We start from the raw sequence: 17,963 nt of genomic DNA on the forward strand, positions 1-17,963 counted from the left end.
GATAAAGGATTTCTCCATGGCACGCATCGTCACCTTTGCTGAATATGGCGCCCCCGATGTTCTGAAGATCGAGGAAGTCGCATTGCCGGAACCAGGGCCGGATGAGATTCGCATTGCCGTCAGGGCGATCGGATTGAACCGTGCGGAATCGATGTGGCGCACGGGCGTCTATGTTGAACCGGTCAATCTCCCCGGCCGGCTGGGCTATGAGTCCGCGGGCGTCGTGGAGGCCGTGGGAGAAAACGTCACGCACCTCGCGGTGGGCGATGAGGTTTCCACCATGCCGGCCTTCTCGATGAACGACTACGGCCTGTACGGCGATCATGTGCTGGCGCCAGCAAGTGCGGCAGTGAAGAAGCCATCGTCCATTTCATTCGAAGAAGCGGTTTCGATCTGGAATCCCTTCATCACTCCATGGGGCGCATTTATCGAAAGCGGCATCGTCACGGACAAGGATACCGTGATCATCACTGCCGGTTCGAGCAGCGTGGGCATCGGTGCGATCCAGGTTGCGAAGCTTGCGGGCGCGAAGGTCATCGCAACGACGCGCACCAGGGAAAAGGCCGCGCAAATCGGCATGGCGGGCGCGGACCATGTCGTCGTCACCGACGACCAGGACCTGGTGGGCGAGGTCGAACGGATAACCGGCGGTGCGGGTGCGACTGTCGCGTTCGATCCGGTCGGCGGTCCCGCTTTCCCCAAGCTGATCGACGCCCTGGCGCCGGGTGGCACCGTCATGATCTATGGCGCGTTAAGCGACGAAGTGACGCCGCTTCCCATGCTCCGCGCGCTCGCAAAGGAGGTCGTGATCCGAGGCTATAACCTGTTCTCGATTACGACCACCCCGGCCCGTCAGGCCAAGGTTGCCCGATTCGTTTACGACAATCTCGAAGCGGGCAAGCTGACGGCAACCATCTCGAAGTACTTCCGGTTCGAACAAATCGTCGACGCGCATCGCGAGCTGGAGAAGAACCGGCACATCGGCAGGATCGTCGTCACGCTGTAGCTTGCGGTAGCCACTTGTAGCGAACTTCCGCTCGACGAAGTTTCAACTTGTAGTTCTGGCGTTATGAAAAACATCCGGGCGATCCAGGTGCCCGCGACTCATCCTCTACTTAATGGACAAAATCATGGCAAGTACACTTCAAGGAAAGATTGCGCTTGTGACCGGCGGCTCGCGCGGTATCGGCGCCGCAACCGCCATCCAGCTCGCTGCGGAAGGCGCCACCGTCGCGCTGAGTTATTCCAGCAGCGAGATCGCAGCCGGAGAGGTCATTGCAACGATCGAAGCGTCCGGTGGCAAGGCGATTGCCCTGAAGTCCGACCAGGCGGACGCAACAGCGGTCAAGGCATTGATTGCGGAAGTTGTCGAACGGTTCGGCCGGATCGACATCCTTGTCAATAACGCCGCCGTGTTCGTGACGGGCACGGTGGCCGAGACCACCGATACATCGGGCTTCGAGCGACAACAGAAGATCAATTACGAAGCCGTGGTAACCGCTATTCGAGAAGCCTCGCGGGTGATGGCGAGCGGCGGCAGGATTATCTCGATTTCGTCGGCGCTCGCCTGGCGATCGACATGGCCCGGCCTTGCTGACTACAGCGCAACGAAGCGCGCGATCGAGGGCTACAGCAAAGGCGCCGCGCGGGATCTGGGCCCGAAGGGGATTACCGTGAATGTTATCGGTACCGGTTCGACGAATACCGAGATGAATCCTGATAACAGTCCCTTTGCCGAGGCGCAGGCAGCCGCCACTGCGCTCGGACGCTTCGGTCGGCCTGAAGAGATCGCCTCCGTGGTCGCCTTCGTCGCCAGCCCTGCGGCGAGCTTCATTACCGGCGCGATTATTCCTGTCGACGGTGGCTACAGCGCGTAACGCAATACGAGCCACGTGACGCAATGCTTGCCGTTTCGTGGCTCCGATAACAAAGAATTTTTATGGACTGCAAAAGGAGTCGGAAAATGAATGATTCGCCCGTAGTACTCGTGACGGGAGCGCTTTCTGGAATTGGTCGCGCAACCGCGATTGCCTTCGCGAAAGAGAAAGCTCGGCTGGTCATCTCGGGCCGTCGACTCGAAGAGGGCAGGAAGCTCGCAGACCAACTGCGTTCGTCTGGTGCCGAAGTGGAATTTGTGCAGGCAGACGTGCGCTTCGAGGACCAGGTCCAAGGCCTGGTCGACCGCGTCATTTCCCGCTTTGGCCGCCTGGATATTGCGGTGAACAGCGCCGGTTACGAGGGCGATCCGGCACCGATAGTTGAACAGAACGTCGATCAATACGCTTTCGTTTTCGATACGAATGTGCTCGGCACGTGGCTGGCGCTCAAGCACGAGATCCGCGCCATGGCAGCCCAGGGCGGCGGGAGCATCGTCAATGTATCGTCGACGATGGGTATTCGCGGCGCCCCCAGGAACGCACTGTATGTCGCCAGCAAGCATGCGGTCGAGGGTCTGACGAAATCCGCCGCGCTCGAGACAGCCGCATTCAATATTCGAGTCAATGCAGTCGCTCCGGGGCCCATCCAGACTGAAATGCTCGACCGCATAACGGGCTCCGAATCGAGCAAGGCCTCGATGCTCGCCACCGTGCCGCTTAAACGTGCGGGAACGCCTGAAGAGATTGCGGACGCAATCATTTTTGTGGCGTCGGAAAAAGCGAGTTTCATGACCGGAGAAGTTCTGAGAGTTAACGGCGGACGAACTGCTGCTTAACCGCTCCGGCCCGGTCTTTCCATGGACACGTTCATCTGTTGCATAGACGTTCGGACACGGTTGTTGCAGCCTCCCACCGCGTGGATTACGTCATGGCCTGGATGAATCGGCTATCAACCGGGCTTCGTACTGCCCGGTTGCAAAGGCATGTCACCGAGCCACTGCATGAATTCACCCACGTGTTGCGCCCAGAGGTCGGGACGCGTCATGGTGAAATGGCCGGTCGACGATGACGTGCCCTGTTGCACCACGTACCGGCCCTGCGGAAGCGTTGGGACGAGTCTCTCGAGGACTTGTAGCGTGTCGGGATTGAACTCGTCGTCGGAAAAATTCAGGGCGAAGAGCCTGGCCTTGATCCTTGAGAGCGCTGGCTCGGGATCGTAGCTGAATGACGACTTCAGCGAATACAGGATGTCGTTCGGGTCGACGTGCTCCGCCTGGAAGCGGGTGGCCGCGAGAAACTTGTCCGCTGCCACGCCGTCCGGAATTTCCTGCTGCAGTGCGGGCGCACTGTCGATCATCATCCGCAGCACCCTGAAACCATCGACCCAGCCGCGTGGCGTTTGCGTGTAGTCGCCGCTCTTCCAGTCCGGATCGGAGCGGATGTCGTCGATCACCATGCGTCGCCACAGCAGATTGCGACCTGAGACCGAAATCGGCAGCGAGACCACCGGCATCACGCCGTCCATCATGCCGGGATAGGTCTCCGCCCATTGCCACGCGTTCATGCCACCCATCGACATGCCGAGAATCGCATGCAGATGCCCGATGCCCAGGGTTTCGGTGACCAGCTTGTGCTGAAGATCGACGATGTCGCCGTAATCGTAGTTCGGAAATTTCGCCTTCAGTCCGTCACTGGGTTTGCTCGACTGCCCGTGGCCCACGTTGTCGGGAAAGATCAGATAGTAGCGCCGCGCGTCGAGCGGACGCCCCGCGTCGAACAGCGCCTTCGTGTAAGTCGGGCTCAGCAGCGTGCGGCTGTCCGCACCGGTCCAGTGCAGGACCAGGACGGCGTTGTCGATGGCTCCCTGTGCATCGCGATGTGGCGTGCCGAGCGTCGCGTAGTGAAGCTTTAGCCGGGCCAGCGTCTCGCCGTCCCGGAACCTGTAGTTGTCGAACCAGGCATCGCTCTGGACAGCCGCCGGATTCACGCGCTGGTCCCAAGGCGTGGCTCCGTTGGCGGAAGCAGCGGACGGCACGTTGGACTGGGCCGCTGCGGTACCCGCGCACAGGGAGCTTGACAGCAACAAGCCAAGCAGCGTGCCGGCTGCGGCACGGGTAAGACGAGACTTCATGATGATTTCCTGGTTGAAGAGGGCGTGTGCGCCCTGGTCCGGCTCAAGCCGTTGGATTGGCATGCTTTACCGCGGAGTCCGGCACGACGGGCTGGCGACGCAGCAGGTCGAACGCCATGATGTGGCTCGCCCCGGAAATACCCACGCCGTAAAACGGGATCAATGCCATCGGCAGCGTCTGGATGCCGGACATGCGTGGATCGTTGAGCAGGAAGCAGGTCAGCCCGGTACCGACCGCGACGACAAAATCGGCAAACCCGAACAGATGGAACGCCAGATATCGGTTGCGCGTCTTCGGCAGCAGCGTGACGCCGAGGGCCAGCCATCCGGCGATGAAGTCGCCCCATCCCGCATTTCGCACGAAGGCTTCCGGCAAGAGGTCGTGCGCTCCGTACCAGAAGAAGACCAGCGCGGCCGCGATGCGCCAGATATGGAATGCCGTCAGCGTTCGCAGCCCAATGGTCTCGATGTAGGCGCGAAACCTTCCGGACAGTGCGTATACGACGACCGGTGCCACGATGCCCAACGCGATCAGCCCTGCGAGCCACAGCGGGTAGACGGCACGGAAGATGCCGAATTTGGCGGCGACGGCAACGGCCAGCCCCCAGACGAGCAGTACGCCCAGCAGGACGCGCGTTCCGCGGCTCTTTTGCGTTTCAATTGGCTGATCCATTTTAACTTTCTATTAGTTAACCTAATTTTCGAGCTTGCTTTCAGGAAAAGATCCGAATGCGTTGCCCAAGCGTTACAGCGCGCCCTTTCCGCCGTCTTCGGACAGCTTCAGAAGCGGTGTCGACTTGAACAGGTTTTCCGGCTGTACGCGCTCCCAGAGGCTGCCTATCCCTTGCTGCCGGCCGCGTTCGTCTTCACGGCGTAGCCACTGTTCGACCGTCCTGATTCGATTCGGATGGATTTCATCGAGCAGCTCGTAATCACGCCGGATCACACCGTGCTTCCAGATGTTCCAGAACCCGGTGAAGTTGTCGCGGAAGCTCATCGTGCTCTTGTCATTCGGATCCGCGTTGTATCCAGCGGGCCGGCTCGCGGCCATCTTGAGCGGGCCGTTCCAGTAGGTGTCCAGATCCGTGTCGATATAGCGCGCCGGATGCCCGGTCACCCGCTCGAACGCCTCGGCCAGTTTCTGGTACTCGACCTGCTCGATCGCGACTTCGAGGTCCATGCCGTTCGCGCGCTCCGGATGGTCGAACAGCCAGCGTGCGTAATAGCCGCAATCGTCCAACGCGACATGCGGCACCGCGCCGTTGCCGAGCGGCACGCGCCAGGTCACCACGCCGTCCTCCACGAACGGCGTCATCGGCGTCATCGCCGAGATCGCCATCTCCATGTACGGCCCCGTGGTGAACACGGCGGCGCCCATACGGTCCCGGTTCGTCTGGTTCTGGAACAGGATCCATTCGCCGATGCGGCCTTTGCCGTCATAGTGGCCCGCGCGGAAACGGGAGTCGTAGCCGGCTTTCTTGAGTGCGTAGTCGAGGTTGCCGTACACGAAGAACTGGATGCCTTCCTCGAGCGCGATTTCGTAGCAACGGATCGCCCAATAGATCTCTGTTTTCTCTCCGGTGTTGAATCCGTCGAGATTGATGTATGCCCCGTCGCAGCCGCGGAAACCTTCTCGCAGGATGGCTTCGTCGGCGAATGTGCCTTTCAGGATCGATACGTTGCCGAGTGCAAGCAACGCCTTGGCCCGCCGGGAATCGGGGTTCCGACTCAAGGCCCGGACGAAATACTTGCCGTCGGCGACGAGCGCGCCGACGACGGGCAGCCCCTGCGCGCCAGTGCCGCCCACGACGAAAATCCTGGAAGTGGCGTGGGAAGTCATGTTCGTTTCCTCGAGTTTGATTGAACGGGCATCCGGACCGGCGTCTTCCAATCCGGGGCAGGCCAGTAACTCTTATTATGAGAGTTACTGGCCTGCCCGACAAGTGCTTTTCGGTTCCCGGAAGCAGGGCGAGGCCGTGGTGCCCGCGGGATCGTTCTGTCGAGGCGTTGTTACTCTTATAATGAGACTTACCCGACGACGATCGTCGGACTATTTGGGATACAGCGCATGCGCTCGAAGGGTTTCGATGGAATGGTGTGCCCGATCGCCGGAGCGATGGCGGTGATCGGCGACCGATGGGCTTTGCTGATCCTGCGCGATCTCGTCCTTGGACTCAGCCGATATGACGAGTTTCGCCAGTCGTCGGGCATCACCAATGCGACACTCAGCGATCGGCTCAAGCATCTGGAGGCCAACGGCCTCGTCGAGCGCAAGCGCTATCAGGTCAACCCGGATCGCTTTGAATATCTGTTGACCCGGAAAGGTTGGCAGATCGCTCGAGTCATGCCGGTGCTCGCCGAGATAGGAGATAGCTTGGGGGTTTCCGGAGCGTCGGCGCCGCCGATGAAGTTCGTGAACCGGAAGACCGGCGCCGAGATACGGTTGGGCTTTATCGATCAAAACACGGGCGAGGAGGTCGGCACCGCTGATCTGATCATCGAGGAAGGCCCCGGGGCGGACGATTTGCTGCGTTGGCGCTTGGCGCAAGGTGCGCGCCGCCGCCAGCGGGCATGATGAAGACCAACCCGATCTCTCGCGATACACGCCGGCTCCGTTGGTGGGTCGGCGCGTAAGTGCACCGAGCCCGCGCCGGTTCGAGACTAGCCGGCTCAAAGGAGCTGCACCCTGGGAACCGGCCTTTACGAATGCGCGGGTTCGAATGGCAACTGAGGGGCGATCTGCGCTCGGCGCGCGTCTCGGGGCGGCGGCCGGCCGCGTTCGGCCATGAAGCGTCGCTCGACGCGATTGCCTGAATCGTCGACAATCAGTGTCGATGGATGACTGGGGCGTTAGAAAAGTGAAGCTCTACCGAGTTACAGCGGCAATCGATGATGTGTCGGGCGCGGCAACGACCCGAACAAGGTTCGGGACGAACACGACATTCAATGCCACCATAGACGGTCAGCGACAATACGCTGTGCAGATTCTCGGAACTGTTCGAGTTGAGAGCGGAATGATCGTAACCGCAGTACTCCGGAATCCGAACGATTGGCAAACATTGGAGGGTTGGCGCGACCATCAGAGTGGGCGCATTGAGGGCGTTGCCTCAATAGCGTCTCTGCGATTTGCCGCCATTTTGTTTGGTGCGCTTTTCGCGTCCGTCGTCGTTTTAGGGTTTGTTTGCAGGCCGGTTGCGGGCGAGCATCTACTTGCCGTTTCAATGATTTTAACTTTCGGCGCGGCGACACTGATACCCATTGTCGGTTGGTATCGGGGAATGCAAGTGTGGCGTGAGCTCCGCCTTGATCGACGATGACTGCCTCTAAACCGGTTGCGCGTAGTCTACCCGTCCCTCTTCGAATCGGCCCGCCAGAAGCTTTGAAGCCCCTTCGCAACTGAAGCGAGCAGCAGCAGAAGAAGAACCAGCGTGACCCAGTCCTCTCCTCGCCACGTTGCTCGGTCCAAGACCGAGTGACTGGCATCGGCCGGGTCGAAGTAAGCTGGCAGCGTGTAGCCAGCAGGGCGGGATAGCGCAGCTCGCTTGGCAAGTTCTTGCGATCCGTACCATGTCGCGTTGTAACCGTAAATGGTGCTGCTACTTTGACTCACATATCGACGACCGTGCACGATATACGAGTATGTCCACGACGGTGTCCAGATCCTCCCGCTCTTCTGGGATCGAGAAATTGTTTCCGATGATAGAACGGTCGCGTCGGTCGAGGACCATGACCGCTCTACTATCACGAAATAGACTCGCGACGCGGTCGCGTTTCCGATCCAGACGATGACACTCCCCGCCAGAACTAGAGTTGTCCAGACGATGATGGACATCCGCGTATTTGTCCTTGTTTTCACTTGTAATCCGTTGTCTCGGTTGAGATCGCTCTTTTTTGGCCTGGTTGAAGTCGTACACGGGGACAGACGGGCCTGACCCTGAACCAGAATTAGTCCCGGTCGGAAGTGGAGATTTCCGGCTTGTGACCCTGAACCAGAATTAGTCCCGGTCGGAAGTGGAGATTTCCGGCTTGGTTGAGTTGTCAGGCGAGGCGGATTCCCTTGCCTGACGGGCGAATTCGGCGGGCGTCATCCACTGCAATGCAGAGTGGGGACGCACCTCGTTATAGTACGTGCGCCAGTCGTCGATTTTGCTCTGCGCGTCGGCCAATGACAAGAACCAATGCGCGTTCAGACATTCTTGCCGGAAGCGCCCGTTGAAGCTTTCGACCTTGGCGTTGTCAGTAGGCGTGCCCGGCCGGCTGAAATCCAGTTCGACGCCATGTTCATACGCCCAGCGATCCATTGCCTTCGAGATGAACTCGCTGCCGTTGTCGACCTTGATCGTGGCAGGGTGCCCGCGCATGGCGGTGATACGCGTCAGCGCTTCGACCACATGCTCTCCCTTCAGGCTTTGTCCAACCTCGATGGCCAGGCATTCCCGTGTGTAGTTGTCGACGACGGTCAGAGTCCGAAGGCGTCGCCCATCGAACAGTGCATCCGCAACGAAATCCATGCTCCAAATTTCGTTGATCGCGGTCACGATATGCTTGGGCTGTCGCAGCCGAGCCGATTTGTTACGTCGTGGTCGCTTATGCCGCAGTGAAAGGCCCTCCGCCCGATACAGCCTGTAGACGCGCTTGCAGTTATCTCGCCAGCCTTCCCGTCGCAGGACCACGTGAACGCGCCGATACCCATAGTGCACGCGCGTGGCGGTGATTTCCTTGATACGCATGAGCAGCGCCGACGAATCGCGCGCAACCGACTGATACCGATACAGCGAACGAGACATGCCAAACAACGCGCAAGTCTTCGTCAGGCTGGTTCGATAGCGATCACGCAATTCATCGATCAACATGCGCCGACGGGCAGGCTTCAGAGCTTTTTTGCGAGTACGTCCTGCAACATGGCCTTGTCCAGGCTCAGGTCCGCCACGAGCCGCTTCAGCTTCGCGTTTTCCTCTTCGAGCTGGCGCAAGCGGCGCAGCTCAGAAGGCCCCAACCCTCCGAATTTCTTCTTCCAGTTGTAGAAAGTCGCCTCGCTTATTCCGAGTTTGCGGCAGATCTCTTCGACCTTCGTACCCAGCTCGGCTTGCTTCAGGGCAAATGCGATCTGCTCTTCCGTAAACTTGCTCGTCTTCATGGCATGGCCTTCGTGTCCGCTTGGACACATCATGCCGAATTTCTCTACTTTTGCACCGGACTATTTCTTGGGTCAGGGTCAGTACTGCTGCATCGTTGGGGTGACGGTTGCAGGTGCTGCTGCGAGTTAGGTGCTCATGTGAACGGAAAAAGTTGCTTTGGCCGGCCGAGTTTACCAGTGGGCCGGACGGGATCGCACGAAGTTCGCCATCCGGCCGGTAGCGGCCGGTTGCGCGTCACAGGGCGGTGGCCCGGCCGCCGGCCGAGGTCGGCCATAAAGAGACCGTCGACGACGGCCTCTATATCGTCGACAATCCCCGAATCGTCAAAGTAACCTTCTCATGTAAAAGGTCCGGCGATGCAAAACTCGACCCGCGAGCGTAGCGCGCAACTTTGGAAGTGCACACTGTCCGACAGCCGCCATCGGCCTGTTGCGTTGTCAGCCGTTGTCCGCCACGTACAGCCTGGTGACGTACCGGCGCTCGGGCTGCTTTTCTTCGCGGCCTTTCATGGAACGATCGACGATGCTGGACACACTGAAACTCAGTATGCGTTAATGGCAACAGCGATTCTTAGCGGCCGGTATGGCGAATGGATCTTCGAAGCATCGTGGATAGTTGAGCAGACGGACGGTCTCCAGTCAGCGTGCCTCGTCTGCGACTATCAGCCTTATGGATGTCCGGTAATAGCTGTTGTGGCCACAGCACCCGCCAATCAGGGGGCAGGCACAGCCGGAATGTTGCTTGACGCCGCAATGGCTACATTATCCGCGCTCGGTCATTCCGAATGCTGTGCGATAGTTACCCAGGGAAATGTCGCTTCGGAGCGTTTATTCGGAAGTCGCGGATTTTTTCCTCGCGCCGACGTCCGCGGTTCGTAACGTGGTGTCCGCTTCATTTCGACCAGAAACTGACAATCGACGCACACGGATGAATCGTTGGCAATTTGGCTTCCCGAACGTCGGCGTATCAGGATGAACTCATACCGTATTCGACTCCGTGAGCACGCGCCGTCTGATGCCGATCGGTTCTGCGAATTGCAAATGAGCTCTCCGGTTGCACGTTATGTGTCATGGCTCCCACGAACGCGAGAGCAATGCGAGAGGGCTCTGGCTGACGCGATAGCACAGCAACGTTCTGCGGAGCGGGTACGGTTCTTCTATGCCGTTGAATTTCAGCACGTGGACGGGATGATCGGAAGCGTCGGATATACAGTTCGGGATGCCGGTTCGGCTGATTGTGGACGGTTCTTGTTACCCGCCTTTCGGGGAAATGGCTATGCGGCTCCGGCGGTTCGCGAACTGCTGCAACGGGCGTTTGGCTCTGGCGGGATCGTAAGCATGGCAGCCTCATGCTCGGTTGGGAATCGGGCCTCTGTTCGGGTAGCGGAAAAATGCGGATTTCGCCTGATCGCAGAGATTCATGGGCGCGCACACTTTGAAATCCGGCTGAAAGACTTTCATGCACTTGCACCGAATGGACCTGACTAGAACGCTCGTTATCGGAAATTCGGGTTCCGGCAAAAGCTGGCTGGCGGAGCGCATCGCCGGCCATTCCGGTGCCGCCTACGTCGATCTCGACCTGATTCATTGGCTTCCTGGCGGGTACGACGTTGCTCGAGAGCGCACGGAAGCGATTCGCCGGTTGCAACTTGCTGCCGAGGCCGATCGCTGGGTGATCGAAGGCATCTACGGATGGCTCGTCAGCGAGGTTCTGGCAGACGCGAGCGCGTTGATCTGGTTGCGCCTCGACGAAGCCGAATGCGTGGCGAATATTCGTCGGCGAGGCGTTCGCCGCAACGGATCCCCGGAGGCTTTCGACGCATTGCAAGTGTGGGCCGCGACTTACCGATCCCGGACCGGGTCAAGCTCGTATGTTGCCCACCGGTCTATTTTCGATCGCTTTAGTGGAGACAAGAAAATTCTTTTGTCGCGTGATGCAGTAACTGAGTTCATCGGTCAGTTGCCGCTCTGACGAATGTCGATTTCGTGATGTTCCGATCTCCCGCCTGTGGCCGCCTCTTCTGGGGTGACAGTCGTCCATCTGGCGGATAGCGGCCACAAGCGGTCGGTCGACTTCAACGTCCAGATCGTTGACAATTGCGTATGGGTCTTTGGCCACTCCCAGTCACAAAACCGTGTGAGATGCCTAGTCATACATGAACTACCCTCCACTTGAACTTGGTGCTGTTTTCCAAACGGACTGGACAGAGCATCCTATTCGCGTGATCGCGTTTGATGCAGATGCGGTCATGTATGACGCTTGGTGGCCACACAAGCAAGCCTGGGGCATGGAGAACCTGTCCGGCACCTTTAGCTACTACCGCGTGCGACGCACCTTGTTCTTGTCACGAGCGCATTATCTGCGAACCGATGAATACACTGAGCTCGAGGCTAGCATTCACAGGCCAGATCTTCCCTTGGGCTACGCGCAGTTCGAATCGTTGAACTGGTATGACCAAAGGCCCGAATCTCTATCGCAACTGGCTCAACAGATCGCCCAAGCACGAGGCCATCAAAACCCGAGCGATGATGCTTCGCTTCTAGAAACATCAGCCATCTACCTCGCGCCTTTCGGTCCAAAGGGCAGCCAGAAGCCGCCGACGGTATGCTATGCGCAGGACGGCTATGCGTTCAACGAATCAGAAGTTCTATGGAACGCGTGGCAATTGCAGGCCCCGCACCTAGGTGATCACCATCTCACGAGCGGCATCGGCATCTATCGTTTAGGGGTTCGGCGGCGCACCCCGACTTTCTATATCTGGGGTTCTTTGAGCCAGCTGAATGGAGGAACGAGTAGCTCGTAAGAAAGGGGAGCCACGATTGCTCCTGTCGCTGCTCTGCGTCCCGCGAACGGCTGCTTCCGGGATAGCCCGATGGCTGCTTCGGGTCGGCTACGGCCGGCCACATCTGGCAGCATTCGGCCACGAACGGCCGTTCGACACAGCTTTTTAGATCGTCGATAATCGGTGCAGATAAGGGCGTAGCCTTTAGCGGTTACCGTCGATCAGATCGTTCAGCAGCGCATCGAACGCGGCCTGTGCGTCTTCAAGTTCCTGCAGGGCGGCATCGAAGGTTTGCAGCGCGAACGGCGAAGGCTCGCCGCTGCCTTGCGGCGGAAATTGCTTCTGCATCGAGGCGAACGTGCTCTGCACGCGCAGCGTGGCGGCCACCATGCGCTCCATCGCTTGGGTTTCTTCGGCTCGGGCCTGTTCCGGATTCATTCCACTCTCCTTGGATGGTTTTCTTGAAGACCAGATCGTACACGCTGTATTCGTTCTTGCCGCCCTTGGCAGAACGACTCCGTTGAAGGTTCCAACGGCACGCTGCGCGAGAAGCGATTTAATCGGGAATGATTCCGCAGTCGCGCCGAGGCCAAGATACTCAGCGAGTGTGGCTGCAAAATCCCGCCGCGGGTCAGGCCCATACTCGTTCAAATGCAGACAATTCCCTCTCGGTCGATGGGGTTACATGCTCGCTGCGGCTGCGATTGGCGAGCATTTTCCGTTCGCGATGTAGTATCGCAGTCGCTCCCAAGCGTCCAGGTAGCGATGCCACGGGATGGCGGCCAACTGCTCGTCATGGATGACGAGGATCTGCTCGACGATCGCCAGTTCGTGATCGAGCAGCAGGCAGCGCTCCCCTCGATCCACACGCGTGACGCATGCATTGAGCGCTGCTTCCGCGCGCCGGTACAGATCAAGGTCCGTGCCAGTCGAGGTCGCATCCCGCAGATAGAACGCGAGGTACACCACGCGAACCAGGCAAATGACCTGGTCGAGGTCCCCGCGCCCACCCCGCACGGTGGCCAGGGCGAGGTGGTTCTCCAGTGACAGCGCATGGATCTTTTCCGTTGGCAACGGCAGAAACATTTCTCTCGTTAGGCGCGATCGACCGACTCGTCGCATTGATCGTCTCTTGTTTTCCAATTTGCTCGCTCGTGACTGAATCGTGTCTCTCGTCATGCCAGATCGAGGCGGCCTGATCGCACACTAGGAATCCGTACACCTATCCGTTCGACATGCAGCGATGCCCCGTGAAAATCAACGATGCCCGATCACCCGCTCGGCGGCCGGCTGCCGAGACCGGCCCGGTAAACGGGCCGTGGAATCGAGGCAGGATCAAGGCGTGTGGGCGAATCGGATGGGTCATTGTCGAAGCAAACGACCCATCGACCGTTCGTATGACTATCGTTGCGCCATCGCGCTCGTCTCCGACCAGCCGCCGCCCACCACCTTGTACAGCGTGATGAGGTTCGACTGCTTGGCGAGCATGTCCGTGATCAGTTGCTGTTGCGCAGTGTAGAGCGTGCGCTGCGCGTCGAGCAGGGTCAGGAAGCTGTCGGTGCCGCTGCGGTAGCGTGCCTGCGCGAGGTCGTAGTACTGCTGCGCGGCGTTCACGTAGTCGCGGTCCGCAGCCACCTGCGTGACGTACGTCGTGCGTCCCGCGAGTGCATTCGACACTTCCTTGAACGCCGTCTGGATGGCCTTCTCATAGTTGGCGATGTCGATATCCTTCTCGACTTTCGCTACGTCGAGCGTGGCGCGGTTGTAGCCGAAGTCGAAGATGGGCACCGAAATGGACGGCGCAAATGTCCACGCACCCGTGCCCGCCTTGAAGAGGTTCGAGAGGCTGCTGCTCGTGGTGCCCGCGGAAGCCGTCAGCTCGATCTTCGGAAAGAACGCGGCGCGCGCTGCGCCGATGTTGGCGTTGGCGGCCTTCAGCGTGTGCTCGGCTTCGACGATATCGGGGCGGCGCGTGAGCAGATCCGACGGCACGCCTTCGCCGATGTCCGCGAACATATTCTCGCTTTCCATCAGCGCACCGCTTTGCGGCAGATCGGTGGGCAGCGGCGCGCCGATTTCGGCCACCAGGTTGTTGCGGTCCTGCGCCACCGCACGCGTGTACGAGGCCAGGCTCGAGCGCGCGCTGGCCAGCGAGTTTTCGGCTTGGCGCACGTCCTGCAGCGACGCGCTGCCGATCTTCATCATGCGCACCGTGAGGTCGTAGGTGTGCTGGTCCGCATCCACGGTGTTCTGCGTGACCTGCAGCGTAGCTTCGTCGGAGAGCAACTGTAGATAGTCGGTAGCGACCGTCGCGATCAGGCTGAGCTGCGTGCTCGTGCGCGCCGCGTCCGTGGCGAGGTATTGCTCCAGCGCCTGGCGCTTGAGGCTGCGCAGGCGGCCGAAGAAGTCGATTTCCCACGACGTGAGCCCCACGTTCGCACTGCTCGAACTGGATGAGCTCGTGGAGCCTTCCACGCGTTCGCGCGTGACCGAGCCGGATGCGCTGATGGCGGGCCCGATGTTGGCGCGCGCGATGCGGTACTGCGCTTCGTACTGCGCCACGTTGAGCGCGGCCACTCGCATGTCGCGGTTGTTCGCGAGTGCGACTTCGATCAGCTTTTGCAGGCGCGGGTCTCTGAAGAAGTCGCGCCAGCCGAGGTCGGCACCCAGCGGTGCCTCAGCGGTGGGCTGTGCCGCTTTCGGTTGCGTCGGCGCGGGGACGGTGGACCAGGCACTGTCGACGGGCGCGGCCGGGCGCCGGTACGTCGGGTCGAGCGTGCAGCCTGCCAGTGCGACCGCGCAAAGAAGGGCGATCAGTGTGCGTTTCATGCGTTGCCCTCGTTGATGTCGGCGGAGTCCGTGGCGTGACCGTGTTCCTTGAACAGTCTGCGCACCACGACGAAGAAGACCGGTACGAAGAAGATCGCAAGCACCGTGGCCGCGATCATGCCCCCCGTTACACCCGTGCCGATGGCATGGCGTGCGCCGGCGCCGGCACCCGTACTGATGACGAGCGGCAGGACCCCGAACACGAACGCGAGCGAAGTCATGAGAATGGGGCGCAGCCGCATGTGGGCGGCTTCGAGTACGGCGTCCACGAGGCGGTGCCCCTGCGCTTGCAGATCCTTCGCGAACTCGACGATCAAAATGGCGTTCTTCGTGGAAAGCCCGATGGTGGCCAGCAGCCCCACCTTGAAGTAGATGTCGTTCGAAAGTCCGCGCCCGTGAGCGGCAAGTAACGCGCCCAGCACGCCGAGCGGCACGACGAGCAGCACCGCGAGCGGAATCGACCAGCTTTCGTAGAGTCCCGCGAGGCACAGGAACACGACGACGAGTGAGATCGCATAGAGCGTCGTAGCCTGGGAGCCGGCCTGCTTCTCCTGGTAGGACTGTCCGGTCCATTCCAGAGCGAAGCCGGGCGGCAGTTTGTGCGCGAGCTGCTCGACCGCGTTCATGGCCTCGCCGGTGCTCACGCCGGGCCGCGTGGCAGCCGAAATGCCCGTGGCGAGCTGCCGGTTGTAGCGCTCGATCTGCGGCGGCCCGAACGTCCAGTGACTCTTGGCGAACGACGAGAAGGGCACCATCGTCGAGTCGTAGCCTGTCGTGCTCGTGGCGGTGCTCGAAGACGATAAGGATGACGAACCCGACGAACTGCTGCTTGCTTTCACATACCAGTCGCCAAGGTCGGCAGGCATCATGCGATACGGCGCGTCCGACTGCACGTAGACTTTCTGCACGCGCCCCGTGTCGATGTAGTTGTTCACGTAGGACGAACCGAACGCGGTCTGCAGCGTGTCGTTGACGTCGGAGATGGAAAGCCCCAGCGCGTTGGCTTTTTCGCGGTCGATGTCCACCTGCAACTGCGGCGTGTCTTCGAGGCCGGACGGGCGCACCATGGCAAGCGTCGGTTCCTTCGACGCCATGCCGAGAAACTGGTTGCGCACCGCGAGCAGCTTGTCGTGTCCTGCGCCGCCGCGGTCTTCGATCTCGAAGTCGAGGCCGCTTTGCGTACCCAGTTCCTGAATGGCGGGCGGATTCAGCACGAAGATGCGCGCGTCGCGATTGCCGGCGAAATGCTGGTTGGCGCGCGCGATGATGGCCGACGCGCTGTCGCGCGAACCGCGCAGGCTCCAGTCCTTGAGCGTCACGAACGCGATGGCGTTGTTCTGCCCTTGACCGTTGAAGCTGAAGCCGTTGATGGCGATGACCTGCTTGACGCCCGGCTCGTCTTTCAGCACGTACTGTTCCACCGTCTCCACCGTCTTCAGCGTGCGCGAGGCCGGCGTGCCCGCGGGCGCGCTGATCGACACGATGAAGTAGCCCTGGTCTTCGTCAGGCAGGAACGAGGAGGGCAGCGTGACGTAGAGCAGCGCCACGACGCCGGCGATCACGCCGTAGAGGAGCATGTAACGCGCGGGCCGCGCGACCACGCGTGCGAGCGAGGAACTGTAGCCCGCATTGCTCCTCGCGAACCACCGGTTGAACCAGCCGAAGAAGCCGCGCTTTTCGTGGTGCTCCACGTCGGCGCGCTTGAGCAGCGTGGCGCACAGCGCCGGCGTGAGCGTGAGCGCGAGCATGACCGACAGCAGCATCGCCGAGACGATGGTGATGGAGAACTGCCGGTAGATCGCGCCCGTGGAGCCCGCGAAGAACGCCATTGGAATGAAGACGGCGGTGAGCACGGTGGTCACGCCGACCAGCGCGCCGGTAATCTGCCCCATCGCCTTGTGCGTGGCTTCCTTCGGGCCGAGTTTCTCCTCGCTCATGATGCGCTCGACGTTTTCCACCACCACGATGGCGTCGTCCACGAGCAGGCCGATGGCGAGCACCATCGCGAACATCGAGAGCACGTTGATCGAAAAACCGATCATCGACATCACGCCGAACGTGCCGAGCAGCGCAACGGGCACCACGATGGTCGGAATCAGCGTGGCGCGTACGTTCTGCAGGAACAGGTACATCACGAGGAAAACCAGTACGACTGCTTCGAGCAGCGTCTTCACGACCTCTTCGATCGAGATGCGCACGAACGGCGTGGTGTCGTACGGATAACTGATCGCTACGTCCTGCGGCAATTGCAGCTGGATTTCAGCGAGCTTCGCGCGCACCGCGTTGGCTGCGTCCAGCGCGTTGGCGCCGGTGGCGAGCTTGATGGCGAGTGCGGATGCCGGTTTGCCGTTCAGACGCGACGAGGTGTCGTAGCTGTCGCCGCCCACCTCCACGCGCGCCACGTCCTTCAGCAGCACGCGCGAGCCATCGCTGTTCTCACGCAGCAGGATGTTGGCGAACTGGTCGGCGGTTGTAAGCAGACTCGACGAGCGGATGGTTGCGTTGATGGCCTGCGAGTCCGTTGCCGGCGAGCCGCCTACCTGCCCCGTGGAAAGCTCGACGTTCTGGTTCGTGATAGCCGTGGTCACGTCGGAGGGCGTGAGTCCGAAGCTGTGGAGCTTCACCGGGTTGAGCCAGATGCGCATGGCGTGCTGCGCGCCGAACAGCGTCACGTCGCCCACGCCGTTCAACTGCGCGAGCGGATCTTCGATCCGGGTCGCGATGATGTTGCCGAGATCCACCGAATTCCAGGTGCCGCCCGGCGACGAGAGCGCGACGATCATGAGGAAGCTCGTCGACGCCTTCGCCACCTGCACGCCTTGCTCCTGCACCGTTTCGGGCAAGGTAGGCGTGGCCTGCGTCACCTTGTTCTGAACCTGCACCTGCGCGATGTCGGGATTCGTGCCGGGATTGAACGTCAGCGTGATGGTGGCCTGCCCGGCGGAACTGCTCGTGGACGACATGTACAGCACGTTGTCGATGCCGCTCAGCTTCTGCTCGATCACCTGGGTCACGGTTGCGGCGACGGTGTCGGCGGAGGCGCCGGGGTAGGTGGCCGTCACCTGCACCGAGGGCGGCGCGATGGTGGGGTACTGCGCGACGGGAAGACTCGTGACCGCCGCCGCACCCACCAGCATGATGACGATGGCCATCACCCACGCGAGAATGGGACGCTTGATGAAGAACTCTGCCATGCCGTTCTCCGC

At 60.7% G+C, this 17,963-nt stretch carries 16 protein-coding genes; 7 read left to right on the plus strand and 9 right to left on the minus strand.

What is annotated here, in order from left to right; genetic code table 11:
- The first annotated feature begins 16 nt into the window (after positions 1-16).
- From VXM69_RS34680 to VXM69_RS34690, 3 genes are all read left to right on the plus strand, one after another.
- On the plus strand, positions 17-1,006 hold the full coding sequence (locus VXM69_RS34680) for a zinc-dependent alcohol dehydrogenase family protein (protein ID WP_059562154.1): 990 nt from the start codon (positions 17-19) through the stop codon (positions 1,004-1,006).
- A 124-nt stretch (positions 1,007-1,130) separates the two neighbouring features.
- Complete coding sequence (locus VXM69_RS34685; RefSeq protein WP_059562228.1) at positions 1,131-1,877, plus strand: SDR family oxidoreductase; 747 nt, start codon at positions 1,131-1,133, stop codon at positions 1,875-1,877.
- An 86-nt stretch (positions 1,878-1,963) separates the two neighbouring features.
- Positions 1,964-2,713, plus strand: a complete 750-nt coding sequence (locus VXM69_RS34690) for an SDR family NAD(P)-dependent oxidoreductase (RefSeq protein WP_367190627.1) — start codon at positions 1,964-1,966, stop codon at positions 2,711-2,713.
- A 113-nt stretch (positions 2,714-2,826) separates the two neighbouring features.
- Here the strand turns inward: VXM69_RS34690 and VXM69_RS34695 are convergent, their stop codons facing one another.
- The 3 genes from VXM69_RS34695 to VXM69_RS34705 form a co-directional block, all read right to left on the minus strand.
- Entirely contained in the window at positions 2,827-4,008 is a 1,182-nt protein-coding gene (locus tag VXM69_RS34695; protein WP_367190628.1) for an alpha/beta fold hydrolase, read from the minus strand.
- A 43-nt stretch (positions 4,009-4,051) separates the two neighbouring features.
- Positions 4,052-4,681: a hypothetical protein gene (locus VXM69_RS34700; RefSeq protein WP_367190629.1), complete on the minus strand. Its 630-nt coding sequence runs from the start codon at positions 4,679-4,681 to the stop codon at positions 4,052-4,054.
- 72 nt (positions 4,682-4,753) lie between these two features.
- A complete protein-coding gene (locus VXM69_RS34705) occupies positions 4,754-5,848 on the minus strand; it encodes an NmrA family NAD(P)-binding protein (protein ID WP_367190630.1) in 1,095 nt (364 codons plus the stop codon).
- A gap of 228 nt (positions 5,849-6,076) precedes the next feature.
- On the opposite strand from VXM69_RS34705, the gene VXM69_RS34710 reads away from it, so the two are divergent.
- A complete protein-coding gene (locus tag VXM69_RS34710) occupies positions 6,077-6,583 on the plus strand; it encodes a helix-turn-helix domain-containing protein (RefSeq protein WP_034190431.1) in 507 nt (168 codons plus the stop codon).
- A 768-nt stretch (positions 6,584-7,351) separates the two neighbouring features.
- Here the strand turns inward: VXM69_RS34710 and VXM69_RS34715 are convergent.
- Both VXM69_RS34715 and VXM69_RS34720 read right to left on the minus strand, forming a co-directional pair.
- On the minus strand, positions 7,352-7,840 hold the full coding sequence (locus VXM69_RS34715) for a DUF3592 domain-containing protein (protein ID WP_367190631.1): 489 nt from the start codon (positions 7,838-7,840) through the stop codon (positions 7,352-7,354).
- A gap of 163 nt (positions 7,841-8,003) precedes the next feature.
- Positions 8,004-9,145 (minus strand): IS3 family transposase gene (locus tag VXM69_RS34720; protein WP_088578745.1). Its coding sequence is split into 2 segments (ribosomal slippage): positions 8,004-8,893 and positions 8,893-9,145, totalling 1,143 coding nucleotides; the frame shifts between segments, so codons are not numbered across the junction.
- 1,041 nt (positions 9,146-10,186) lie between these two features.
- Between VXM69_RS34720 and VXM69_RS34725 the strand changes: the two genes are divergently transcribed.
- The 3 genes from VXM69_RS34725 (at position 10,187) to VXM69_RS34735 (ending at position 11,949) form a co-directional block, all read left to right on the plus strand.
- Positions 10,187-10,633 (plus strand): GNAT family N-acetyltransferase, encoded by a 447-nt coding sequence (locus tag VXM69_RS34725; protein ID WP_367190811.1) that lies wholly within the window; start codon positions 10,187-10,189, stop codon positions 10,631-10,633.
- Entirely contained in the window at positions 10,620-11,117 is a 498-nt protein-coding gene (locus VXM69_RS34730; protein ID WP_124671143.1) for an adenylate kinase, read from the plus strand. Before VXM69_RS34725 ends, VXM69_RS34730 begins: the two co-directional genes overlap by 14 nt.
- Before the next feature lie 184 nt (positions 11,118-11,301).
- On the plus strand, positions 11,302-11,949 hold the full coding sequence (locus VXM69_RS34735; RefSeq protein ID WP_367190632.1) for a hypothetical protein: 648 nt from the start codon (positions 11,302-11,304) through the stop codon (positions 11,947-11,949).
- Between the two features lie 183 nt (positions 11,950-12,132).
- Here VXM69_RS34735 and VXM69_RS34740 read toward each other — a convergent pair whose 3' ends face one another.
- The 4 genes from VXM69_RS34740 to VXM69_RS34755 all read right to left on the minus strand — a co-directional run bounded on the left by VXM69_RS34740 (position 12,133) and on the right by VXM69_RS34755 (position 17,951).
- Positions 12,133-12,366, minus strand: a complete 234-nt coding sequence (locus tag VXM69_RS34740; protein WP_011549124.1) for a hypothetical protein — start codon at positions 12,364-12,366, stop codon at positions 12,133-12,135.
- A 243-nt stretch (positions 12,367-12,609) separates the two neighbouring features.
- Entirely contained in the window at positions 12,610-13,014 is a 405-nt protein-coding gene (locus tag VXM69_RS34745; protein ID WP_049036671.1) for a hypothetical protein, read from the minus strand.
- Between the two features lie 315 nt (positions 13,015-13,329).
- On the minus strand, positions 13,330-14,757 hold the full coding sequence (locus VXM69_RS34750; RefSeq protein WP_226253903.1) for an efflux transporter outer membrane subunit: 1,428 nt from the start codon (positions 14,755-14,757) through the stop codon (positions 13,330-13,332).
- Entirely contained in the window at positions 14,754-17,951 is a 3,198-nt protein-coding gene (locus tag VXM69_RS34755) for an efflux RND transporter permease subunit (RefSeq protein ID WP_367190633.1), read from the minus strand. The genes VXM69_RS34750 and VXM69_RS34755 overlap by 4 nt, the downstream gene beginning before the upstream one ends.
- Positions 17,952-17,963 lie beyond the last annotated feature (12 nt).

This window comes from Burkholderia sp. Ed8 (genome assembly GCF_040761425.1).
GTDB classification, from domain to species: domain Bacteria; phylum Pseudomonadota; class Gammaproteobacteria; order Burkholderiales; family Burkholderiaceae; genus Burkholderia; species Burkholderia seminalis.